At 33.2% G+C, this 26,280-nt stretch carries 16 protein-coding genes; 11 read left to right on the top strand and 5 right to left on the bottom strand.

Annotation, left to right across the window (positions count from 1 at the left end):
* Positions 1–73 precede the first annotated feature (73 nt).
* The 5 genes from ABW636_RS03960 (at position 74) to ABW636_RS03940 (ending at position 9,376) form a co-directional block, all read left to right on the top strand.
* Entirely contained in the window at positions 74–2,755 is a 2,682-nt protein-coding gene (locus tag ABW636_RS03960; protein WP_367588652.1) for a GEVED domain-containing protein, read from the top strand.
* A 35-nt stretch (positions 2,756–2,790) separates the two neighbouring features.
* Complete coding sequence (locus tag ABW636_RS03955) at positions 2,791–6,354, top strand: T9SS type A sorting domain-containing protein (protein ID WP_367588651.1); 3,564 nt, start codon at positions 2,791–2,793, stop codon at positions 6,352–6,354.
* Positions 6,355–6,530: 176 nt separating this feature from the next.
* The gene (locus ABW636_RS03950; RefSeq protein WP_367588650.1) at positions 6,531–6,677 is read left to right on the top strand and encodes a hypothetical protein; all 147 of its coding nucleotides are present in this window, start codon (positions 6,531–6,533) and stop codon (positions 6,675–6,677) included.
* 90 nt (positions 6,678–6,767) lie between these two features.
* On the top strand, positions 6,768–8,225 hold the full coding sequence (locus ABW636_RS03945) for a S1 family serine peptidase (protein WP_367588649.1): 1,458 nt from the start codon (positions 6,768–6,770) through the stop codon (positions 8,223–8,225).
* A gap of 29 nt (positions 8,226–8,254) precedes the next feature.
* Positions 8,255–9,376, top strand: a complete 1,122-nt coding sequence (locus ABW636_RS03940) for a GEVED domain-containing protein (RefSeq protein ID WP_367588648.1) — start codon at positions 8,255–8,257, stop codon at positions 9,374–9,376.
* A 455-nt stretch (positions 9,377–9,831) separates the two neighbouring features.
* Here the strand turns inward: ABW636_RS03940 and ABW636_RS03935 are convergent, their stop codons facing one another.
* The 3 genes from ABW636_RS03935 to ABW636_RS03925 all read right to left on the bottom strand — a co-directional run bounded on the left by ABW636_RS03935 (position 9,832) and on the right by ABW636_RS03925 (position 12,481).
* Complete coding sequence (locus ABW636_RS03935) at positions 9,832–10,773, bottom strand: GYDIA family GHMP kinase (protein ID WP_367588647.1); 942 nt, start codon at positions 10,771–10,773, stop codon at positions 9,832–9,834.
* A gap of 118 nt (positions 10,774–10,891) precedes the next feature.
* Positions 10,892–11,077 carry a hypothetical protein gene (locus ABW636_RS03930; RefSeq protein WP_367588646.1) on the bottom strand — a complete coding sequence of 62 codons (186 nt, stop codon included), beginning with the start codon at positions 11,075–11,077 and terminating at the stop codon, positions 10,892–10,894.
* Between the two features lie 87 nt (positions 11,078–11,164).
* Positions 11,165–12,481: a hydroxymethylglutaryl-CoA reductase, degradative gene (locus ABW636_RS03925; RefSeq protein WP_367588645.1), complete on the bottom strand. Its 1,317-nt coding sequence runs from the start codon at positions 12,479–12,481 to the stop codon at positions 11,165–11,167.
* Positions 12,482–12,729: 248 nt separating this feature from the next.
* Between ABW636_RS03925 and ABW636_RS03920 the strand changes: the two genes are divergently transcribed.
* The 5 genes from ABW636_RS03920 (at position 12,730) to ABW636_RS03900 (ending at position 21,059) form a co-directional block, all read left to right on the top strand.
* Positions 12,730–14,901 (top strand): S9 family peptidase, encoded by a 2,172-nt coding sequence (locus ABW636_RS03920; protein ID WP_367588644.1) that lies wholly within the window; start codon positions 12,730–12,732, stop codon positions 14,899–14,901.
* A 31-nt stretch (positions 14,902–14,932) separates the two neighbouring features.
* Positions 14,933–16,489 carry a peptide MFS transporter gene (locus tag ABW636_RS03915; RefSeq protein ID WP_367588643.1) on the top strand — a complete coding sequence of 519 codons (1,557 nt, stop codon included), beginning with the start codon at positions 14,933–14,935 and terminating at the stop codon, positions 16,487–16,489.
* Between the two features lie 21 nt (positions 16,490–16,510).
* Positions 16,511–18,631: a peptide MFS transporter gene (locus ABW636_RS03910; RefSeq protein ID WP_367588642.1), complete on the top strand. Its 2,121-nt coding sequence runs from the start codon at positions 16,511–16,513 to the stop codon at positions 18,629–18,631.
* A 180-nt stretch (positions 18,632–18,811) separates the two neighbouring features.
* Complete coding sequence (locus ABW636_RS03905; RefSeq protein ID WP_367588641.1) at positions 18,812–19,351, top strand: thioredoxin family protein; 540 nt, start codon at positions 18,812–18,814, stop codon at positions 19,349–19,351.
* 436 nt (positions 19,352–19,787) lie between these two features.
* Entirely contained in the window at positions 19,788–21,059 is a 1,272-nt protein-coding gene (locus ABW636_RS03900; RefSeq protein WP_367588640.1) for a serine hydrolase domain-containing protein, read from the top strand.
* A 15-nt stretch (positions 21,060–21,074) separates the two neighbouring features.
* On the opposite strand, the gene ABW636_RS03895 is transcribed toward ABW636_RS03900, so the two are convergent.
* Together ABW636_RS03895 and ABW636_RS03890 are read right to left on the bottom strand one after the other, a co-directional pair.
* Positions 21,075–23,135 carry a ComEC/Rec2 family competence protein gene (locus ABW636_RS03895; RefSeq protein ID WP_367588639.1) on the bottom strand — a complete coding sequence of 687 codons (2,061 nt, stop codon included), beginning with the start codon at positions 23,133–23,135 and terminating at the stop codon, positions 21,075–21,077.
* An 11-nt stretch (positions 23,136–23,146) separates the two neighbouring features.
* Positions 23,147–23,632: a C40 family peptidase gene (locus tag ABW636_RS03890; protein ID WP_367588638.1), complete on the bottom strand. Its 486-nt coding sequence runs from the start codon at positions 23,630–23,632 to the stop codon at positions 23,147–23,149.
* 253 nt (positions 23,633–23,885) lie between these two features.
* Here ABW636_RS03890 and ABW636_RS03885 point away from each other — a divergent pair, with 253 nt between their 5' ends.
* Positions 23,886–26,102, top strand: a complete 2,217-nt coding sequence (locus ABW636_RS03885; RefSeq protein ID WP_367588637.1) for a response regulator — start codon at positions 23,886–23,888, stop codon at positions 26,100–26,102.
* Positions 26,103–26,280: the final 178 nt, after the last annotated feature.

The raw sequence follows: 26,280 nt of genomic DNA, 5'->3' as shown, positions 1-26,280 counted from the left end.
AAGAGATTTGGAGTATTGATTTCTTGATAGCAAGATGTAAAAAATTTAGATTAACTATATAAATAATATAATAATGTTTGTTATAAATAATTCCCGAATATTTTTTTTATCAATATTTATAATTACTGCTCATTTTACTGCAAAAGGGCAAAGAATAGACGTTTCTAATAGATCAACCATCAACGTAAATGCTCCTTTAGGTACCTCTGATCAAGATGTTAAACGGGGAACTTTTATTGTTTTATCTGAAGTTATAAATAGTCCAACTAATAGTTGCTCGGCTCAACTATTAAATACAGTAAACCAAAATGGTAAGTACTATCTCATTACAGCTTCACATTGCGCGTCAGAAGAAGTATCCATAGGAGATGATTATCTTGCAGAAGTTTCGATAAATTATGAGTCCTTTAATGCTACTTCCAGAACTTCAAGTATGAATTTAGGAGTGGTTTATGTAAATGGAATAGTAAGAGCAAAGTATCATCAAAATTATGCTGATTTAATGCTTATCGAAATAAATGAAGAAGATGTTCTAGAACAAAAAGAACTATCTAATTTATATTTTACTGGTTGGTCATTGAATGATGTATCACCTATTATAAAAATAACAGGACATCCTAAGGCTGATTTAAAGAAAGTATATCGTTCACGTAGAAAAGGTTTTGATCATTCTTATGAAGCATATGCACCAGATCTTTACTCTACTACGCCTACATATAAAAAACCTCTTTTTACTTCATATTTTCTTAATCCGGTAAATGCAGAATCAGGAGCAAGTGGATCAGGAGTACGTGATCTAAATAATAGAGTTACTTCTATAGCATCGAGAATTAGTTCCTCTAAGGATGACGGAGTATTAGATGTTACGGTATGTTCTCCTCTTATAGACGGTTGGTATGGGGTTGGTTATGACCCTTCATTACCCAAATTGCAAACCTTTCTTGATCCAAATTACACCTATGTGAGTAGTGTTCCTGGCGGTTATGGTATGGATATAGGCAATAATGTTAATCAACCTTTTCTAATAGATGATAGCAATTTTGATTTAACTTTAGCTATGGGCGCAGTTGGGGTATTATCGCAAGAAGCAAACCTAAACTTATATACGCTTAGTGAAATACAAAAAGATACCGAAAGTTTTAGAGAAGCTATAGGTGGAGTGTATCTAAAAAATGGCGAAGTAGAACTTAAAATTACTACACAGCTAAATAATGAAACCATAGTACTATATAAATCAAGAGCCAATACTAATACTCTATCTAGAGGTCATTTTAAGGAGGATTTGATTAAAAATTTGGATTCTAATGAGTTAGATCAAATAGTAGCATCTTTGAATTTATCAAGGAATCAATTATCAGCAAGTCGAAGTGTCAATATCCCCGTAACAATAGAACTTAAAAATACGGGTAATTCACCTGCAAAAATTCGTGCTATAAAAATCCCTGGATTAGGTTTTCGTAATAGTGTAGAATTTTTTACTCCTACACAATTTGTCAACATATATACTGGTAAAAATGCTAATTATGAGGATTGTAGAGCTTTGGCAAGTAGTATTACTTATTTAAATTCCTTTACGGTGAGTGTTACTGATCCAGATACGGGTCTTTCTACTATAAAAACATATACCACTGGTAATAATGGAGGCTATGTAAACCTTATTCAACATGAATTCCCAACATTTAAAGCGGGATCTACCGTAGAATTACAATTTCCTAGAACTACAGATAGAGTCTTTTATAATGTTTGGATTGATTATAATAATGATAAAACATTTGATGATCAGGGAGAAAACGTAATTACTAACTTAGAGAGCCCTCCCTTACTTGCGAATAACAATGGTTCAGTCTTAGCAGTAAGCGATAGTTTTGTGATTCCTAATGAACCTAATAAAGGAACTAGAATACGTATTGCGATGCGCAGAGGTAGTGCTCCGCCAGCAAACGGCTCAGGAATTTTTGATATCGGAGAAGTAGAAGATTATACGGTTGTTATTGTTCCCAGAAACAAAAATAGAGAGTTGCTTGTCTCTGGTGCTATTTCTCCACTTCGTATTGGCACAGGAGATCATATTGCCAAACCAAAAACAGATAAGGCATTAAGTACAGGAACAAAAAGAAGGGCAGATGGGAGTAAAGTTCTAGTAGTAACAGAGGTTCCGGTAACAGATTCTAGTGGTAATACAAGTTATGCTACTGCCAGTGTGATTGATATCCAGCCTACGGCTGATCCTAATGATGGGGATTTGTATACATTTAAGGTAAAAGAAGGGTATCTGGCCGTAGATACCAGTAGTGAGCTAACTTCTTCTACTTTTAATGGCAAAACGATATTGACCAGAAAGCTAAAAGTAGTAAATACCGCTACCCCGGTAAAGGTATATGGATTTAACCTTACTCAGGGGGGTAGTAATAAAACCTATTATAGTCTACAAGCTAGTGATGGAGACCCATATGCGATCACATCGCCAATGGAGTTGATTCCTGTATCTAGTATAAGTGACGGTACAAGCCCGACTACGCCTACACCTTTAAGCAGTAGTGTAAACCATGCAGATATTGCCAAACACTTAACCACTGGGGATAAGTCTGGCATTGCTGTAGGTTCTGCTACCGTTATTGGTATTGGAGTGGGCATTATTTTCAAATTCAGACGTACGCTATCCCGAGTTCCCGGTCAAGCGATGAGAATGGTAAAAAGTTGTGATTCCAGGAGCGGTGGTGAAGGCGTTTCATTATTAGAAAATACAGAATTATAAAATCGAAATAAATTAAATATATAGATATACAAATTATGAAAAGAAAAACAATGATCAATGTATTGCTATTTGTCATTCTTATGGTAGGAATACAAAATAGCGTGTACTCACAGGAGTTTTGTGAAGAATGTGAATGTGAAGAAGGGGAAGAGGCCGAAGGAGAAGGAACAGCAACCGAAGATGCTGAATTTAGCGCCGACCTAGAAGAAGGACCGGGAGAAATGTCAATGTCAGAAGGTGATATATTAGGAGAAGAGGTAGGAGAAGAAGTAGGGGAAGAAATTGGAACTGAAATCGGAACTGAACTTGGGACAGAGTTATTAGCTACATCAGCTTTGGATGTAATCCCGGTAGTTGGAGAAGTTATACAAGGAGCGATACTTCTGGGAACCATTATTTATGAGGCTTTCAATGTAGCAGAGATATCTATTAAGGCAGAAGACCATGCTTTGGCAACAACGTTGTCAACGGGGAATTTTAAAATGTCCTTGGTTCCCGAATTTCATGCTGTAGCACATGACCTTAATTCAGGGACTGATAAATTTTCTTCTGTAATATTTTTAAAAAAGAATATCGGTAGTAGTGATGTGAGAAAATATATAACAGAGAATGGTTGGGGATCACATATAGATCAAAGACTTGATGCAACTGATTTAAATGATCACATGCGTTATAGTTTTTCAACATTTGCAGGTAGTCGTGCTTCTACTGTATCCGGAAGACCATCGATCCCTTATAATTATCAAAGGGATATTCCAAATATAACACTTTCAAAAAGAGGCAATGAATTGTCATATAACTATACGCATCGCTGGAGTCATGAACTTCCCAGAACTACTTATTATCAAGATAACCCTATCGCTGGTGAACAGATCCGTTGGGTACAGGGAAATTGGTCAGATCAAGTTGTGCATAGTGGCAAGGTAGATATAGTGTTGCAAAGAACAAGAACGGAATGGCACCCAAGTTTAAACAGATATTTTACCATTGTGATGCGGGAAATTACCATACCCCCTCAAAATTTAAGTATAGAAGAACATGGTGATCAAATAGCAATGCGGATTAAAAATTTGGATATCCCATTAGGAGGTAATAAAAGTGATATAGATAAGCTTGCGATTGTTTTAAAAATAAGAGGCTCCCAAAATTTTATCAAACAGGATGACGATTCAGGAAAAACAATAAGGGTATTCCCGGATAATTGGGATTATACAGAGCCATATTCTAATTTTTCAAGAGCAATTTTTGAAGGTACCGATGATGAAATCAATCTGCCAGGATTTAGTGATAAATATCCTGTTTCGAAGAACCAGAAACCAGAAACCAAAGATTTTGATCTTTTTACAATACCTGTAGTTGATTATGTAGCAAGAAATTCTGATGCATCGTTAACAGATATTGGTTTTTCAGGAAAGACTGAAAGCGGGGATTGTAGAACAGCAGGTGTGTTGGCGAATAATTTTCCATCTATTCATACCGTATCAAAATCACATTTTACAAATGGTACTTCTCATGTTACTGATGTATCCCCAGGAAAATCACACCTATTATTAGAACTAAGATCATCAACGTCAGGCTGTTTTAGAAATTTTTCACATATAGAATTGCATGGATATGGTGGTAAAAGGGTAGTGGTTGAATTTACTGATTATGGTAGTCTATCTACCTCAACTAAAGTAAAAGCCTACTATACGGTAAATAACAGTATCACACAAAATAATCTTATTTGTTCATCAACAAGGTATAATAGACCTACTATTGAAGATAAACGTATTTCTATATTTAGAAAGAACACAAGAGATCTGAATTTTATGACATATGAAGGGATTAAAGACATAAACTATGGTAGTTTTGCCGAGTTATTGATAGAGAACGTACCTTTTCAAGCAGGAGAGATTATAGATGTTAAGGCATATTATGCAGATAGGGATAGTTATTCTAGAAGTACAGTCAAGATAAATGCTGTATCAGATAATGTTATTTCTAGGGCATATTATACCATAAAAAACACAGAAAACCGTAATCTTACATTGTCAAATCCTTCTTCTATCGGGGAGCGGGATTTAAGTTTTACAACTACTCAAAATAAATGGCTTATAGAACATCAAAGTAATGGTTTTTATGCTATAATGCACAAGGATCATAAAAAAGTCTTGGGAATAGTAGATGGTAAGGTCGGGATGTATGATTGGGAACCAGGAAATAATTTTTTGGTTTGGACAGTAATACCATCTGGAAACCAATACAAGTTTTTAAACGCGGGGACAAACAGCTTTTTGTCTAGATCTAATAATTTAAATTCTAATCGTATCGGTTTTAATTTTTCAGATGGACTGGCGTTGTCTTTACAAAAAACAAATGATATTGTTCCCCAGATTATAGATAATTCTGTATATCATATTATAAACCGGATTAACGATAAAAGTATAGCTAGAAATGTAGTAGGAGATGTAGTATTAAAAACGCTACAAACTACTAGCAGTAAACAGAAACAAGCTATTTCATATGCAGGATGCCTTTCGTATTATATTAAAGATAGGAGTAGTAATAATTATTTATATCAAGATGACAGTAGAGGTGAGATATACTGGAGTAGTAGAAAAACTAATTTTTTAATGACCAAGATTTCTACAGGCAGCAACTATTATTCAATTTCTAAAAGTCAACAATACTTACAGGGAGTCTCTGCTGCAAGTGATGTTTTAGATATCGGGAACGCGTCTAACGTGAATGAAGATAAGTACCATTTTAGGTTATCAAACGCAACTTTATGCGGTGGGGCAAATAAAATTTCTGTTGGTTCTAATGCGGCACGTTTTTATTTAGATTTCCAGCAACAAGAAAATCCTTTTCAAGGTTGGATATCGAGACAATGGGATGTGATGCCATCAAATTCTTTATTAGATTTAACAACAACTTCCAGTAGCTTTTATGGTAAGTTTGCTCAAACAACTTCAGCATCTGGGACCTTGATTTCACCACCTATAGAAGTTACTAATGACGATTTAAAACTGTTGTTTGATTTTGCGGTATATCAGAATTTATCTTCAAACCAGAAAGGAGCCGAATTTAAAGTTTCTATAAGTAATGACAATGAACTTACCTGGAAAACTAAATTTGATTATGCTGCGACAAGATTATCTAATGAGGATGAGTGGTATCATAATAATGAAGTTGACTTAGGAAAATATGTAGGTCAATGTATAAAAGTAAGGTTTTCTATAGATAATGGTACTAGGTTTCAAGGAAAATTTAGCTTGGATAATATCAGAGTTCAGCGTGCAGGATATATTGTTCCGTCAGCCAGCGCTAAATCTACCATAGTTGATATGAATACCTTAGATTTTATATTAAGTCCCAACCCAGCCAGGGATCGTTTTAGCTTAGATTTTACCTTGGTTAATGCTACAAATGTGCAATACACAATTCTCGGTATTGACGGAAGAGAAGTACAATCCCAAGCCAAAAAGTTTACATCGGGTAAACAAGTTTGGTCTATTGCAACAGATCAACTTGCTAATGGGATGTACCTGGTAAAGATACATGTAATGGGATCGAATCAACAAAGTGAAACAAAGCGATTGTTGATAAACAGGTAATGATTTGATTACAGGTTTTTGATGTAATAGTAGAGGTACGCTCTTAGATACAATGAATACCTCTGCTATTACTTTAAAATAAAGAGAAATAATATTTAAAAAATTAAAGGAAATTTATGAATTTTAAAATGTGTAGGCTAAATAATTTCATTAGGGTTATTGTGTTACTAATCTCAATGCATTCTACCATTTATGCTCAGAATAGTACAAATTCTTTTATTACTCCAAATCCGGGAACATCTAATCCAAATGCATTGGATATAAATACTCCTTCTGACACATTTTATAAATACATAAAAAGAGGTGAATTTTACTATAACTGAGGAGGTAGAAGAACCTATTGTTCAGGAGTGCTTGAGTACTGTAAAACAGAATGGTAAATACTATTTTCTTAAAATTATTAAAAATAGAAAGTGAAAAAATATATTATTACTGAAAATATGTGTCGAGAAGATGTTTTTGTTTTTTCAAAAAGAAACTTAAAGTTAATGTCTTTTATGGTGATGCTTTCACTGTGCATGAAGGCTCAAGAAACGATTGAGTTAATATCTGGAAACTCACCTGCTACGACCCAAAATATTAACTCTCAATTTGGGACAATAGCCCAAGATTATAAAAAGTCTGTTACGATTTATAAAAGAAAAAAAGAGGGTAGTTTTAGATCTTGTACAGGTACTTTATTAAATACTGTAAATCAAAATGGGAAATATTATATACTTACTGCTGCTCATTGTGTAGAAGCAAACGAAGGAGAAGATTTTTCTGGATATTTCTCATTTAATTATGAAGCTTTGACACCTTCCCATAGACAAGATCTTAAAATAGCAGCAAAATTTCGAACAACTGTGATGAAAAAATTAGATGAGTACGATATAGCTCTGTTAGAAATGGATTTAAGTAGCTCCAGATACGCAGTTTTTTTTAAAAATGTATATTTTAGTGGTTGGTCTATAAGGAACACTCATCAGCCGAACTTCTTAGTGTCTCATATTCGAGGAGATTTAAAAAAAATAGATTTCGTAACAAGTAGTGTCTATGGTAAATTTAAACCAATTGGTATACGAAGGTTAATTCCTATGGTAAAAATCACAGATTATAGATTCAATAACGATCCTAATAGAAAAGGAGAGAGCGGCACAGGTCTTAGAAACGATAGTGGTAAGGTTTTAGTTGTTTACACTAATGGGCGTTTAGAAACTCCTAATAATAATTTTTGTAGTTTATTAAGTAATTCATGGTATGATGAAATATTTGATGAACTTTTGATTCAACAATATCTCGATCCAGATTTGACTTATGTTAGCGAGATACCTGGCGGATATGGTATAGAAGACAAAACGCATAAAATCGAAAGCTCACAATTTGATTTAACAATTCAACCTAATCAAGTACTTGAAACATCACAGATGATCAAACTTAATCTTTTTGAACTTTATCAGTATAGTAGAGGGGCTGATGTTTTGGATATTGGGGGTATTTTAAAAAAAGAAGGTAACGTAGGTCTTAAAATTACTGTATCTCCTAATAATGGGATATCCAGTCCGATAGTAATTTATGAATCTAATACGAACGGCTCTTCATCAGAGGGTACATTTATACAGAATATTGTTAAAGATATTTCAGAATCAGATATAAATACCATTATGAATTCGCTTGGTATAAATACTATTTCTATACATAGTCATGAATTTGATTTTAATGTGCCTGTAACCATAGAATTAAAAAACACAGGGACTTCGCTTGCTAAGGTACGTGCTTTAAAAATCCCAGGGTTAGGATATCGAAATGCTGTAGAATTGTTTAAACCAAATGATTTTGCAGCCTTGTATACTAATAAAATTATCCCGAAAATAGAGGAGAAACAAGCTTAGACGCTTATATCAATTCTTTACTGGTAAAAGTGACAGCTCTAGGGACAACTACTCCGGTTTCCAAAACATTTACCACAGAAAATAATGGAGGTTACGTAAACCTTATTCAACACAAATTCCCTACAATGCAATCCGGGGCCACAGTAGAGTTGTCGTTTACGCCAATAACTACAGCTGGTACGATGCATTATAGCGCCTGGATAGATTATAACAATAACCAGCGTTTTGATGTTGATGAACAGGTGGGTACTGCTACTTCTAGCACTAATAAAATCAACTTTACTATTCCCGATAGGGTGAATAAAGGAACTAGGATACGTATTGCGATGCGCAAGGATAATGCACCTCCAGCAAATGGATCAGGTATTTATGATATAGGCGAAGTAGAAGATTATACGGTTGTGATTGTTCCCAGAAATAAAAATGAAGAGTTAGTTACCTCGGATGCGGTTTCCCCACTTCGTTTAGGTACAGGAAAGCATATTGCCAAACCAGGAACAGATAAGGCAATAAGTACAGCAAAAAAAAACAGTTCTGATGGAAGTGCTACGACGGTAGTAACGAAGGTTCCGGTAACAGATTCTAGTGGTAATACGAGTTATGCTACCGCCAGTGTGATCGATATCCAGCCTACTCCAGATCCCAATGATGGGGATTCGTATACGTTTAAGCTAAAAGGAGGTTACCTAGCCGTAGATACCAGTAGTGAACTGGTTGCTTCTACTTTTAATGGTAAAACGATATTGACCAGAAAGCTAAGAGTAGCCAGTGCGGCTACCCCAGTAAAAGTATATGGTTTTACTGTGATCCAAGGCGGTACTAGCAAAACTTATTATAGCCTGCAGGCCAGTGATGTAGATCCATATGCAATCACATCGTCAATGGAGTTGATCCCTGTATCCGATATAAATGATGGTACAACCTCGACTGCACCTACGCCTTTAAGCAGTAGTGTAAACCATGCAGATGTTGCCAAACACCTAACCACTGGAGATAAAGCAGGTATTGGCACTGGAGTTGGTTTAGGTGTTCCTGCTCTTATAGGAGTGGGTATTGGAGTATACAATAAGTTAACAACAGGATCAGTACAAAGAACTACTGCTGAAACAGAACGATTGATAATGAAAGTAGAATGTGGGAAATACGAGTAAATAAACTCAATATTTTGATCTGAAAAATTCACATTTTACACTAAAATGAAGTTGGTTTTTGTAGTAACTATACTAAAAAAACCAACTTCATTATACTAGAGGAACCAAATATCTAATCTTAGAAATTATTTGTTAAAATTAGTTTGTTTATGTTATTTCTGTCTTGATAGCCTAATTAGTAAAGCTCTATTTTGAAAAGCTGCTTAGCAATGCTTTCAAAATAAATAATCGAACTCATCCTTTTTTTATAGGGATCTGAGGTTTGATACCTTGTATTCTATAACTCGAGAATCATTTATTAGAAAAAATACACTTTTATAGTCAAACCTATATTATTTCATGCTGAACTTGATTCAGGATTTTAGATAACAGTTATACAGCTTAGAACAATGAGATTCCAAATCAAGTTTGGGATAACATTCTAGATTGATTTAGCTATAGTAAAACTACCATTGCTACGAGAAACAGCTACTTATTATAAGCTCTTCATAAGGTATAATTACAAGGTATCCTTTATTTTTGAAATACTCCATGTCGGTTATGGTGCCTGTGGCCAAAACAAAATCGCCTCCCCAACCTCCTAGACTTTTGATGCTCCTTGGGTAATCTTCGAATAGTTTTGTTTTTACTGTAGGGGTTTTGATGATTTTGGAAATAACCTTTTCATGCTGATCAATCAATAGCTCAAATTCTTTCAGAGAGTTACATTCTATGAGTTTAGAAGTGATTTCCTGTATTTCGGCTTCTGCTGTATCAAAATCCTTGATAGGTAGTGATTGGTAGTGTTTAATTGATGCTTTGCTATCTTGTTTTTGGTTTAGATAAATAAAGAAAAGGTTTTCTTTAAAGTTTGGGTTAAAATCAATGGGCGTAATAGTAGGCTTTCCATTATTGCGTTTGTATAAAATGGGCTGGTCATTTTGCGCGCAAGCAATATCATATCCACTGCCTCCAAAACTAGTTTCAAGAAGTTTGAAAGCATCTACCTTGGCCCATTGTGCAATGTTGTTGATGAGAGTTGAAGAGGAGCCCAACCCCCATTCTTGATGAAATTCTAATTTACTTTCGATGATATATCCTTTTTCAGAAGAAAGAAAATTAGGATTTAATTGTTTGGCAGCTGTTAAAATATCGATGAGAGTGCTTGTAACTTTGTCTTCTTCTGTTTGATCAAAAAATGGTTTAAAAGTATTGTCTTTATAGATGAATGTAGTTTCAAACCAAACATTATTTGTGTGATCCAGACTTTTCCAGCTAATTTGGTCAGAATTTTCATTTTCATGAATATATAGCCATTGTCCTTTTTGTGTAGGTAAAGCCAATGCGCTTACTCCATCAAGTACCAAATATTCGGCAGTGAGTAATAGCTTGCCATGACTGTAAAATGACTTTTTCATGTGTTTAGACTATTTATTGTGTTTTAGGTGTAATCTGAAATTTACCAACTCACCTGCTTTTGACATAGATCAAAAACGAGTTAGAGTTTGTTTTATTAGATTGATTTTCAAATTAGTATTACTTCAAACGATGACTATTGGCATAAGTAAAGCCTAATGCTAATAAAGTTCCAGAAATTAATGAAACAGTAACCTCTTTAGTTAGATTGATTTCTTCAAAAATAAAATAACTTAAAGTTGTATTCATAACAATTAGCCCAAGAGTAAGTAATAAAAAGTGTTTTAAAAAGAATTTGATCTTCATGTGTTTGTAATATGGTTTTAAGTGTTACAAGGAACTCACTAAGCAATCTTTTGGTGCGTATCAAAAACTTTGTTTTGACTTAGTTCATTAATTTCTCAATTTCTCAATTTGCGTTACAACTTCATTGTGAGTAACTGTATGATTTTCAAAATATTTTACAAGTTGTTTTTTTTCTTCTTCGGTAGCTTTAAACTGATTAAGGATGTTCATAAGATGCATTTTCATATGCCCTTGCTGTATTCCTGTAGTAATTAATGAGTTGATGGCAGCAAAATTTTGTGCAAGCCCAGCTACAGCAGTAATCTCCATTAGCCTTTTTGCGTTAGGTTTTTCTAGTAGCTGTAATGCTAATTTAACCAAGGGGTGTAAACTGGTTAGTCCCCCAACAGTTCCAAGTGCCAAAGGTACTTCTATAGAAAACGTAAATGTATCATCTTTGATTTCTGCATGTGTAAGACTGGTATATTGCCCATCTTTGGATGCATAAGCATGTACTCCTGCTTCAATGGCTCTAAAATCATTACCTGTGGCTAGTACTACGGCGTCAATCCCATTCATAATTCCTTTGTTATGGGTAGTAGCTCTATAGGGCTCTATTTTTGCAATTTGAACCGCTCGTACAAATTTTTCTGCATACTGCTGTGAAGAAAGTTGTTCTGTGTTGGGTAGTTCTTTTATAAGACAGGATACAGAAGCATTCACAAGACAGTCGGGAACATAATTAGAAAGGATACTCATGACAATCTCAATATTCTTTTCAGAATCAGAGAAATCTTTATAAGTAGCAGCTTCAGAAACCATTTTTTTGGCAAACGCTTCGAGACAAGAGTTGATAAAATTAGCCCCCATAGCATCTACTGTCTCAAAAGTACAATGTAATTGATAATAGTGATCAATTTTAGTACTCATATCCCTAAGCTCAATTTCTTGTACACCACCACCACGTTTTTCCATATTCTGCGTGATATGAGAGACAGAAGCTAGTAACTTTGGTTTAATAACAGCAAAAAACCTATGTAGTTTTTCTTGGTCTCCTTTATACATAAAATGAACCTGTCCAACTTTTGTAGTGGATATAACATTTGCTTTAAAGCCACCTCTATTTTGCCAAAACTTAGCAGCTTTACTTGCGGCAGCAACTACAGAACTTTCTTCTATAGTCATTGGTAGTGTATATCGTTTTCCGTTAATAAGAAAATTAGGTGCTATAGAAAAAGGGAGGTAGTAATTAGAAATGGTGTTTTCTGTAAACTCATCATGAAGCTGTTGAAGCCCATTATCAGAATTCCAATAGGTGATTAAGGTATCTACTGCATTTTGATCATTATTAAAATGATGCTCTGCTAACCATTTTATTTTATCTGCTTTAGAGAGTTTAGAAAACCCAGAAACTACAGGTGCCATGATGATTTTTGTATTTGTAATGGGGTCAAAGATACCATTCTGTTTTGTTATTAATACGAGTCTGTTCTTTTTTGCCCTATAAAAAGATGATTTTTATGTTTAGTGCTCCCACTAGAATTTAAAATCATTTAACGATCTGTTAAAAAAATATAAACATGTACTGGCGGTTTTATTGTATTTAACAGCAATTGTTGTATTTTTCGCAGATTTTTTAGTATTCTTGGGGTTGCCAATTTTAAAATTTAAATATGAAAATTACTAAATTCTTTTTTACAGCTATTTTTTTGGTTGGATCTGCGGCGTTTGCACAGGATAAGAGTTTTACACTTAATGATATATGGGGAAGGGCTTTTAAAACAGAGGGGTTGCAATCTTTGCACGCGATGAATAATGGGACCGAATATTCTGTATTAGAAAAGGACAAAGTTTCTGGAGCTACCAATATCGAAATTTATAATTACGAAACAGGAGAAAAAACCAGAACACTTATTACAAGTTCATCTTTGGGAGATTTGAAATCTTTTCAAGGGTATACATTTAGTAATGATGAAAAGAGAATAATACTATCTAGTGAGTTAGAAAAAATATACCGCCATTCTTCTCGCGGAATTTATCACCTATATGATGTAGCTTCTAAAGGAATTTTGAAGATAAGTGATAAGAAAATTCAATCTCCGATGCTTTCTCCTGATGGTAATAAAATTGCTTATGTACTAGACAATAATATCTATGTACTCAATTTAACATCACAACAAGAGATTCAGCTCACAGAAGATGGTAAGAAAAACAGTATTATTAATGGGATCACAGATTGGGTGTATGAAGAAGAGTTTGCTTTTGTAAGAGCTTTTGAGTGGAGTGCTGATAGTAATAAAATTGCATTCTTGAAATTTGATGAAAAAGAAGTGCCCGAATTTTCTATGGATGTTTATGGCAAAAAATTATATCCAAAACAACAAGTCTTTAAATATCCAAAAGCAGGAGAAAAAAACGCAAAAGTCTCTCTCCATATTGCAGACATTACGGCAATGGCACTAGATAAAGTCAAACTCGGGGACTATAAAGATTTCTATATCCCTAGAATCAAATGGACTGTTAATCCAGATATTTTGAGTGTACAAGTACTTAATAGACACCAAAATAATCTGGATTTAATTTTTGTAGACACCAAGACGAAAGCCCAAAAAATCGTTCTTAATGAAAAAGATGAAGCTTATATCGATATAACAGATAACCTTACTTTTTTAGAGGATAATAGTTTTATCTGGACCAGTGAAAAAGACGGATACAATCATATCTACCATTACAAAGAGACAGGAGAATTGATTACACAGGTAACCAAAGGTAACTGGGAGGTAACAAATTATTATGGGTATGATAAAAAGAATAAAAAGGTATTTTATCAAAGTGTCGAGAACGGAAGTATAAATAGAGATATTTATGCTGTTTCTTTAGATGGAAAAAATAAAAAACGATTAAGTACCAAAGAAGGAATAAATGATGCAGAGTTTAGTAAAGACTTTGGATTTTATATATCATATTTCTCGAATACAACTACGCCTTATGAGTATACATTACATAAAGGTAAGACAGGAGCTTTGGTTCGAGAGATAAAAAATAATAAGGCGTTATTAGAAAAGCTTGGTGCTTATGATATGAGTGCTAAAGAATTTTCTACCATCGAGGTAAATGGAGAAAACCTTAACATGTGGATGGTTAAGCCCAAAAATTTTGACGCTACAAAGAAATATCCATTGTTAATGTATCAATATTCTGGTCCAGGATCACAATCGGTTAAGAATACCTGGAATAGAGCCAATGATTATTGGTATCAGATGTTGGCACAGCAAGGATATATTATTGCATGTGTTGATGGACGAGGAACCGGATTTAAAGGAGCCAAATTCAAAAAAGTTACTTATAAGAACCTTGTAAAACTAGAAACAGAAGATCAAATTGCCGCAGCCAAGCAATTAGGGCAACTGGATTATATAGATGCAACTAGAATTGGTATTTGGGGGTGGAGCTATGGGGGCCACATGTCTACCAATTGTTTACTAAAAGGTAATGATGTGTTCAAGATGGCAATTGCAGTAGCTCCTGTTACCAGTTGGAGATTCTATGATACCATTTATACAGAACGTTATATGCGTACCCCACAAGAAAACCCAGCTGGATATGATGATAACTCACCTTTTAACTATCCAGAATTGTTAAAAGGAAAGTACTTATTAGTACATGGATCTGGAGATGACAATGTGCATGTACAACATACTATGAGAATGGTAGAAGCACTAATACAAGCTAATAAGCAGTTTGAGTGGGCAATATACCCTGATAAAAATCATGGTATTTATGGAGGAAATACGAGATTACACTTGTATACAAAAATGACAAACTTTATTAAAGAGAATTTATAATAGAACGATTTATTAATTTAATTTTAAAAATATGTCTGCAACCCTGCAACCTAATCAAAGAGAACTGTTTGGACATCCTATAGGACTCTACGTACTTTTCTTTACAGAAATGTGGGAGCGCTTTTCTTATTACGGAATGAGAGCGCTATTAACATTATATCTGGTACAAAAAACCACAGATGAAAACCCTGGATTGGGTTGGTTAGAATCAGAATCAATTATGCTATATGGATGGTATACGATGTTAGTATACGTGATGTCAATTCCAGGAGGGATGATTGCAGATAAAATTTTGGGTCAGAAGAAAGCGGTGCTTTATGGTGCAATTATTCTGGTTATGGGACATGGTGTTTTGGCAGTAGAAGAAATGTGGGCATTTTATTCTGGATTAGGACTCATTATTTTGGGAGTAGGTTTGTTAAAGCCTAATATTTCTACCATGGTAGGTGGATTGTATAAGCAAGGAGATATACGTAGAGATAAAGGATTTAGTATTTTTTATATAGGGATTAATTTAGGATCCTTATTGGCGACTTTTATAGTTGGATATGTAGGAGAAGTGCATGGGTGGCACTATGGATTTGGATTAGCAGGAATAGCAATGTTATTTGGACTGGCAGTTTATTTGTATGGGCAGAAATATTTGGTACATGTGGGTAATAAACCTACAGTTCAAGACAAACAAAATGATGTTTCTTTAGGGAAATTATTGTCTAAATTAATGGGATCCCCCTTACAGTTAATAGCAGTGGCAATAATAATAGCTTATGGAGTATTTGCTGGGTTTTCTTATGAAGGAGTAGACAGTTGGGGGTATACAGCATTGTTTATATTTATTGCTTTGGTGGCAGGAATAATGATGATGATATATAAAGAGCTAGAAACAAAGGTTTTGAAGGATAGGTACTTAGTGTTGTTACTTTCTTTTTTAATAGTTATTGTTTTCTGGGGTGCTTTTGAACAAGCAGGAGGACTAATGAGTGTTTATACCAAAACAAAAACAGATAGATTTTTACTAGGATGGGAAATACCGGCTACATGGTTTCAAGGACTTAATGCAGGATTTATAATTCTTTTAGCAACAGGAATAGCTGGTTATTGGGCAAAAAGAAAATTAAAAGGTAAAGAAGCTTCTTCCTTGTTTAAAATGGCAATAGGAACCATGATTATGGGATTAGGATTTGTGTTTATGATATTTGCTGCTTCTGAGTATAATGAAAATGGAAGTTCTGGAATGCAATGGCTAGTTTTGGCATATTTATTTCATACTATTGGCGAGTTATGCTCATCTCCAGTTGCTCTTTCGTTTATAACAAAACTAGCCCCTGTAAAATACGCTTCTCTAATGATGGGAGTATATTTTGCGGCAACTGGTCTTGGAAATAAAGTGGCAGGAATCCTGGGAGAAAAAGCATCAGTGTTTGGAGAATATGCAATTTTTGCAGGAATAGCAGTTTTTACTGTAATTTTTGGGATTTTAGTTATTGCAATATTAAAACCATTAAAACGATTAACGCATGGTGCAGAGGATAATGAAAAGGTAATGCACTCTGATGAAGCAGAAGGCTTTGAATTAGCTGATAATTAAATTTTTTATTAAATCATATATATGAATACTGACATCGAAAACTTATTTAAGGATAAGGTTTTAGGACATCCAGCGGGGCTATTTGTTCTATTTTTTACAGAAATGTGGGAGCGTTTCTCATTTTACGGAATGCGGGTACTGCTCGTAAATTTCTTAACAATGGCATTAGTTGGTTACAATCCGGGATGGGAATGGTCTGCAGAAAATGCCACTGCGCTTTTTGGTACGTATGCCATGTTATTATATGTAACTCCCATTTTAGGAGGTATCATAGCAGATAAGTATACAGGATACCGCTGGGCGGTAGTAATAGGAGCATTAATCATGACCTTAGGGCATGCATCTATGGCTTTAGAAACAGAGCTGTCACTTTATATTGGTTTAGGGTTGTTAGTTATTGGTACAGGATTCTTTAAACCCAATATTACATCTACTATTTCTGAAATGTATAAAAAGAACCCAGAAAAGAAAGATGGAGCATATACTATCTTTTATATGGGGGTAAATGCTGGAGCGTTTTTCGGAATGATGTTATGCGGGTATTTAGCAGAAAAATTAGGTTGGGCATATGGCTTTGGATTAGCAGGTATTTTTATGTTATTAGGAACCATACAATTTTGGTTAGCAGGTAGTCTTTTTGGTAGTATTGGAGCAAAACCTTCAAAAGTACATGAAGTTGAGATTCCTCAGAATATAAATGAAAAGCATCCAGAAGATAGACCAGAAGTTGATCTTGATGAAGAAAAAAGAAATCCGTTTACGCTGACAGATAAAATATTGATTACTATTTGTACCATTCTGGGGGTAGGGTATGCTTTTAACGATCCTTTGTCTAAAATAGGAGGAGTAGATATGTTTTCTGCTTTAAAAATAGGTGATTTAGATGGGCAATATGTAGGTATATTAATTGCATTAGGTCTGTTTTTTACAGTGGTGATTAGCAGAATAAGTCGTTACACCAAAATAGTTAGAGACAAAATGATTGCGTTCGTGGTTTTTGCCTTTTTTACTGTTTTCTTTTGGATGTGTTTTGAGCAAGGAGCTTCTTCGTTAATTATTTTTGCAAGAGATAATGTAAACAGAGTTTTAAGTGGTAGTTCGGCAACTATTTTTAATATTATAAACACGCTGCTTACAGTAGTACCTCTTTTATTCGTTAGTTACGTTTTATATATTTTATGGAAAAAAACATTTAAAAAAATACCAGGGTCGAATGTTGTTTTGGTAATTTGTTTTGCTATTATGTGGGCAATCGTAGGTTGGATGCTTAATCGTGATTTTAGCACAACAGCTTATGATGTAACATATAAAGCAGTAGAAAGTTTTGAACAAGACGGAGCCGGAAACCTGGTTTTTGATGAAGAAGGGAATAAAAAAATTATGTATACTCCAATTACCCAAAGTATGCCAGTCCCTGAAGGAAGTAAAGTGGTAGATCGTACAACTAATATTACAGAAGTAGAGGCCTTTAATGTTGGGGATAAAATAAACATCATTAATAAAGATAAGGAAAGAACAAATTTTGGTTATCTAACAGAGGAAAGATTAGCTTTTGCTATAGAAAACGGAAAGAATCTTAATAGAGATAATGGAGTAATAACGGCAACTGTTTCTGAAATAAAGAGTAATGAGATAGAAGTAACCGTTTCTTGGTTTAGTATCTTAAACTCATTTTTTATCATCGCATTCGCATCTATGTTCTCTAAGTGGTGGGAAAGTAAGTACAATCCATCTCCTTCTGCAAAATATGCATTAGGGCTAATAATTATGGCGATCGGTTTTGGTCTGTTAGCATTTGGAGCGTATGGTGTAACCGAAGGAGTAAAAGTAAGTATGGTTTGGTTGGTATTGGCGTATTTATTCCATACCCTCGGAGAACTCTGTTTATCTCCTGTAGGATTGTCCTATGTGTCTAAACTGGTTCCAGCACGTATGATTGCTTTTATGTTTGGTATGTGGTACCTAGGTATTGCTGTTGGAAACAAAACTGCAGCAGTATTAGGAGGGCAGATCGAAAATATTACACATCAATATAGTTTATCAACATTCTTTTTGATATTTACGATAGTTCCTGTGGTAGCCGCCTTAATTATATTGGCTTTAAACCCAGTAATGAAAAAATTAATGCACGGAATACGATAGTGTTCGATATTGATTATTTAATGACCCCTATCTTTATTATAAGATAGGGGTTTTTTATAGTAAGGAATGATTTTTGCTAAGACTAATAATAAAATATAGCTTAAAAAAATGAGTTATATTAGTGCTTTCTCAAATTTGAAAATAATTTGATAGCGCCATAACCTTATAAAAATAAGCCAAATGAAGAACCTACTTTTACCCTTAGTATTGTTTTTGTGTCTTACTACCCAAGCTCAAGAAATTAACTGGATGACAATGAATGATGCGTTAGAAGCCCAAAAAAAACAACCTAAAAAGATTTTTATGGATGTATACACAGATTGGTGTGGCCCATGTAAACTTTTGGACAAAAAAACTTTTCATAATAAAGATGTGGTATCGTATGTAAATGAAAATTACTATGCAGTAAAATTTAATGCAGAAGGAACAGAAGAAGTACATTATAATGACTTTACATATACCAATCCAAATTATAACCCAAATAAAAAAGGAAGAAACAGCCAGCACTTTTTTGCAAACGCTTTAAAAATAAGTGGATACCCAAGTATGGTGTTTTTTGATGAAAATGGCAAGCTGATTGCTCCGGTGGTAGGTTATAAAACACCGCAACAACTAGAAATATATCTTAAAATGATTCATAACAATGATTATAAAAAACTTACAACAGCCGATGCCTGGCAGAAGTATGAGAAATCATTTGTTAGTACTTTTAGTAATTAAAGTATGGTATTGCCTTCTTCTATACTATAAATTTGTACAAATTTCTATAGTGTTTTCTATGTAATCTTTTAATAAACCTATTAGGATTACTCTGTTTGTTTATAGGTAAGTATTTTGACTATTTACTTAAGTATTCTCAGAAATATAGGTGTTGCTTATTGCAAAATTTACGGGAAATTTTTATGTTTAACAGTAGAACAATTACTAATAAACTAATAAAACTTAGTGCGAAGAGGCAATTAATTGATTATCTATTCGTTACATAGTTAAATGTAAAATTAACACCCAAATCAAGAATACAATAGAAGAAATATTTCGAATATAATTTAAAGCAATTGTGCCTTTGTATATGTTAAAATTTTAAGTGCACACAATAAACCTACTGTTAGTTGCAATAAATATCTAATTATTTCTTTTGTTGTAAGCATACCTATTTATGAGAAAAATATTTGCCATAGTTACCCCGACTATGTTGTTTGTTGCTTTGATATTATCCTTTGCAGCTACAAAACAACCCACATACAATACAGCAAAAAAAATAACAATCGATACGATTGCGGTATCACCCGAAGTTCATTTTACAGACTCCTATAGAAATAGATTAGCAGAGGCCATAAATGCATACTTTAATGAGGCAATGCGCAAAAACCAGATTGTTGGTGCTGCAGTAAGTATCGTAAAATGTGATTCTGTAATTTATAAAAAAGGTTACGGTAGAAAGAATATAGCATTAACAAATCCGGTTAATGATAAGACAATATTTAGAATAGGATCGGTGTCTAAAGGTTTTGCAAGTATATTGGCAGGAATTCACGTAGAAGAAGGTTTAATCAATTGGGAAGATAAGGTGATAGATTATATTCCTAATTTCGAATTGGCAAATAAGGAACAAACACAAGAAATTACAATAGCCCACATATTGTCGCATACTACAGGGCTACCTTATCATAGTTTTACTAACCTAATCGAAGATGGTTTACCAATTACGACCATTGCAGGTCGTTTTAAGGACTTAACTTCAATTGGTCAGCCAGGAAGTATTTATAGTTATCAAAATGCAGTTTTTGCACTTAGTGGTAAGATTATAGAGGATGTAGCAGGGCTTCCATTACAAGAAATTATTCAAAATAGAATTTTTGATCCCTTACATATGTCTACAGCATCGACTAGTTATGAAGCATTACAAGAGTCAAACAATATTGCATTGCCTCATAAAAGAGTGCGCAGAGGTTGGAGACCTATGCGGTTAAACAAAAAATATTTCAATGACGGGATTGCTGCTGGAGGTGTAAATGCTAGTATTACCGATATGGGAAAATGGCTCAAGTTTTTATTAGGAAATAATCCAGAAGTTATGATGCCTAATACAATGAGTGATGTTTTTAACCCAGTGATCGAAGTAGAAGGAAAAGGAAAATACTATCAAAAATGGCCAGGTCACTTTAAATCTTTTTATGGGCTAGGATGGCGTGTGCATTCTTTTACAGATGAGCAGGCTAAAGAACCTCGTACCGTTATTCATCATGGAGGAAGTGTAAATAATTACCGAAGTGAAATCGCAATTTATTCTGAAGATGACTTGGGAATTTGTGTGCTGTTTAATAGTCCCAACAAAATGGCTAGAAACTGTATTCCTGCTATTTATAAAATAATCAATGATGTTAAAAAAAGCATGGACCTAGAAGGTTCTTCTGCTTTGGTTTTATAGTATAGGTTCATTTCGCTATTTTGAGTTGATTATAAAAGCACCATTTTTATCCGTACGATAAAATGAAACGGTTTTATCCAGGCAGGTTTTTTCCCATTGATCGATATAGGAAGTATAATTATTGCCATCAGCAACAATTAAATTAGGGCTAAGATTGTCAATAACCCGGTTGAGATGAATTTTTGGAGAACCTGTTAGTAAAACAATATCTGGGCGTATTTTGTGAATAGGAGATATACCAGTACTATCTATGATTAATAAGATTTTTTCTTTGTATCCATAAACATTTTTTAGAGCAATAGAGGTGTCCAGAACAGCATGATTGCTAACAAGAAAGTTGTTTAATAAATAAGCACGTTTAGATTTAGAAAGTTTTTGTTGGTTGTAAACAGTTAGTTTCTGATTTTCTAATACTCCAATAACAGAATTATTTTTAGTATGAAATACAATCAGTGCCTCTTTGTGAGATGCTATGTGTTTTTCATACCCAATGACTATAAGCATAAAAACCATTCCTATTGCAACCGGATAAACCCATTTAAACTTACGTTTTTTGAAAGCTAAAATAGAAGTAAGAATTATAAAATAAGAAATAAGGAGCATATTTGATGAAAAAGGAATGTCTCTAACAACCATAGTTTTATAACTTGCAACCGTACCAATAATGGTATTCATAAAGTCAATACAGTTTCCGAATAAAGCAGCGATTGAAGCAGGAAGAATATTAAATAAAGCTAGCGTAATAGTAAAAATACCAAAACAAAGAAGAGATCCTAAAAGTGGTATAATTATAATGTTAGAGACAAAAAACAATAGCGGAAATTGATGAAAATAAAATATTAAAAGTGGGAACAGACCTAATTGCGCGGCAATGGTTACTGTAAAAGTTTCCCATAATTTTTTTGTTATATACCACCGTGGTTGATATATCCTGTTAAAAATTGGCTGAATCCAAACAATGGCAAAAACAGCCAAGTAACTTAATTGAAAGCCTACAGAAAACAAAAACATGGGCCGAAAACATAATAGAACAAACATCGAAACAAATAGAGAGTTATACGTATTAATTTCGGATTTGTTTTGTATTCCGATAGCAAAAAATGAAAACATAGTGACCGCTCTAAAAACCGAAGGAGATAACCCGGCAACAATAGCAAAGGTCCAAAGAATAACTATGATGACTATAAGTTTGATGACTTTACCATATCGTTTAATTCTTTCAAGAGCCTTAAAGGCGTGATTTAGTATTAGAAGAATTATACCGATATGTAATCCGGATATGGCTAAAATATGTATAGCACCTGCGTCTTGATATTGTTTTAATGTTTCTTGGCTAATATCCTGTCGTTGCCCCAAAAATAAGGCATTAATGATAGACAATTGAGTTGTGTTGAACTGGTATGAAGAAAGCTTATTATTAATATGTTTTCTTATTTTGGATGCTAAAAGATAAAAGGTCCATTTGTTTTCATTACGATGACTTAGTTCATCCGGTGGTATGGTGATACTGTGATATATATATTGTTTACTTAGATAATTTGCATAGTCAAATTGATTTGGATTTAAAGGCTTGGGAATAGATTGTATTCGAGAATAAGATGAGTATGTATTACCAATATCCAAAACGGCATTCGAATGTCCTTTCTTTGGGATTTTGATTAAAACTAAGCCTTGTGCAGGGTGCTGATCTATAAAATTGATAGACGCAATATATCTATTATAAAACGAGGTCGGTTTTAATCGCTCTTTGATACTAAATCGAATACCTGTACTACTTTCTATATTTTTATCTGAGATATAATGGGTATAATGGCTTTCAAAATTGGTAGGATTATGAATTTCTACCAAGACAATTCCAAAAAGCACAAATGTTATGCCTGTGGTAATTGTAAATAAATAGGTGCGGGCGAAAGGCTTTTGAGTAACTTTCCAAACAATTGTTAAAAGACAACAGGCAATAAAAAATAAAAATAAAAATAAAGAAAAGGTGCTTTCTAGGGTTATATAATTTCCTATAAGTATCCCTAACACAGTACAAATTGTGATTAGGATAAAGGGTAAATTAAGAAACCTCATTTAGATACGTATTATAATATTCTACGTGCCCATGCAAAAGCTTTTTTCCAATATTTCTCTTCTAGACTAGAGATAATAACGCCTCTAGATGATGAAGAATGGATAAACTTTATAGTTCCTCTGATTTCTGTAATCAAACCTACATGAGAAATAACATTTTTTCTTTTATTAGTTTTAAAAAAAAGCAAATCTCCAATTTTGACTTTCTTTAGAGAAATCGCTTTTCCTTGGGTAGACATATTTCTCGAACTTCTGGGAAGTACAATGTCTTCTTTTTTAAATGATGTATATACTAATCCAGAACAATCCATCCCTTTCTTTGTTGTGCCTCCAAATTTATACCGTGTGCCTTTGTAGCCTTTAGCGATTTTAACAATTGATTTGGCTTTAGAATTTGTATTTGTAGGTGTTTTAGAACGTGTTGAGATGCTTTTTTTTCCAGATCCACACGATATTAAAACGAGGCTTAATAGTAGTAATAGTAATATTTTTTTCATTAGAAATGGGTTTACTGTCAAAGTACGTGATTTTGTTTTCATTTTCAAAAAAATCGAATCCTTACAATCTTACTTTTCAATTCTTTTCAAAGAAAAATATAAAATAGAGATAGTTTCGATAAGTATATTGAGATATTTTTTGTTAAAAAACACTTAAATTACGATCTTATTTTACGTATAAACCTCTAAAAAACAATGTTTTTAGCGTATAAATTGGTATATTATACGTTGGTAATTAGTAAGATGTTATTAAATGGAAAAGAAGGCGTTGCTTTTTGGTGTTTGTTTATTTATCCATTTTATAGGAGCTTCTTCGAATGCTCAAAACCTTTCACAAAATATTACAAGGGATAGTATTAAACAAATTTTAGAAAAATCATCAGAATCATTATATGACCTGGATGATCCTGATCATAATCAAAGTGTACACTATTTGGAGTTAGCAGAGGACCTTGTTAAAGATCTTGATGATCCTTATTTGAAAATACTGGTAAATAGATATAGAATTGGTTTTCAGCTTGAAATAACTGATACTTTGGTTATTAAAGACTATATGCAGAAAAATCTTACATTAATTATGGGAGTAGGTGATATGAGAGAGTTGGGATTGTATTATGAACAAGTCGGTGTATTAAAATCTGCAAGAGCAAAAGTAGAAGAGGAATATGAAGCTTATGTAACTGCATATAAATTGCTGAAAAAATATGGGAAGAAAAAGGATCTTATTGACGCCAATAACAACCTTAGTTTAGTTAATAGGAGGAAAAAAGAATGGCAAAAAACTATTGATTATGCTTTGGCCGCATTAAAAATTATTGAAGAAACTAATACAAAAAAAGATAGAAGAGTAAATCTATATGTGTATTTGGCAGAGGCATATTTTAATCTTAATCAAGACGAGAAAGCAGTAGCTTATTTTGATAAGGTCGAAAAGGATGAATTTTTTAATAGGAAAACATATGATGTTATTGGTTTTTATCACGGAATGAAAGGTCAGTATTATAGGAAGGTAGGAGAGTTTGAGAAGTCGGCACTAAGCTATAGAGAATCATGTATAAATTATTATCTCCATGCTTCAAAAAGAACAAGAGCTGTAAGCTCGTCTTTGGCGTTGGCAAGTAAACTAAATATTAAGGAAGAAGAAAACAAAAGAATAAAAATAGAAAACCAGTTAAAAGCAGAGCAATTAAGAAATAGCAAGTACATTATTTTGGTAAGTGTACTGCTTATTGTGGGGTTAATATTAATGAGTATAATTCAATACCGATCTTCATTTTATAAGACTAAAATAAACAAGTTACTGAATAAAAATTATAGAAAATTAATAGAAGCCAATCATAAAGTAGATAAAGCTTTAGAGGTTAAATCAGAATTTTTGGATTCGGTAACACATGAACTTTTAACACCTTTAAATACCATAAAAGGAACTACTTTTTTACTGCAAAAAGAGAAATTAACACAAGAACAAATAAACCAGATTAAACTCATCAATATTTCTAGTGATCATTTGCTAAATTTAATTAACGATGTTATTCATTTAAATGAACTAGAGAACGGAGAGTTAGAATTAAAAAATGAAGTTTTTGATTTAAAAACATTGCTAAACAATTTGATAGACTCTTCTATAATGATGAAAAATGAGACTAATTCGATTCATAGAGAAATAGATGATCAAATTCCAGATATTTTAAAGGGTGATGTGCTTAAGATCTCTCAGGTTTTTCTAAACATTCTGGATAATTCTATGAAGTTTACAAAAAATGGGAATATATATATTGATGTATCACTAGTATCAAAAGAAAATAACAAAGCAAAAGTGAAATTTTCAATTCGGGATACTGGGATAGGTATGTCAAGAGAACAAACAAATAAAGCCTTTGACGCCTTTCATCAAGGATCTGTTAAGATAAATAGAGAATATGGAGGAACCGGTTTGGGGTTGTCGATAGTAAAAAAAATATTGAAATTAAAAGGTAGTGATATCGTTTTGAAATCAAAAAAAGAAGAAGGAACTACGGTTTCGTTTATGGTTGGTTTTGAACTAAATGTAGAAGAAGTAAAAAGTAATGTCCCTTACAAAAAAGAGATTAATGAAATATCAGAGGAAATAAATATTTTACTGGTAGAGGATAATAAAGTAAATCAATTAATTACAGAGAAGATAATTTCTAATTATGGTTTTCGTTGTGATTCGGCTAATGATGGGGAAGAGGCTGTTGCTATGGTCAAGAAGAAAAAGTACTCTTTAGTCCTAATGGATATTATGATGCCGAGAATGGATGGTTTTGAAGCAACAAAGTTCATAAAAACATTTAATACACAATTACCTATTATAGCACTAACAGCAATTTCTGAAAAACTAAACAAAGAAAAATTTAATGAGGTAGGGATTTTTACGATACTTTCTAAGCCGGTAAATCCCGAATTGCTTTATGAAACTATAGTAAATTGTTGCGGTAGTTGTGTTTAAAGAATAGAAATTGTTTCTATTTTGTTTTTTAATATTTTAAAACTCATTTCGTTAGTTGTATTTGTCCCAGAGATAGTAATGGTGTTGATCCATACTTCAAAAGAAATGTAATTCTTTTAAAGAAAAAGAAGATCTTGTCAAATTGTTTTTGGCATTTTAAAAGTAAGTCATAAAAAAA

Origin of the sequence: Aquimarina discodermiae (genome assembly GCF_040786235.1) — a bacterium.
GTDB lineage: Bacteria > Bacteroidota > Bacteroidia > Flavobacteriales > Flavobacteriaceae > Aquimarina.
The sequence above is the reverse complement of the archived record's forward strand: the minus strand, read 5'-3'. Positions and strand labels throughout refer to the sequence as shown.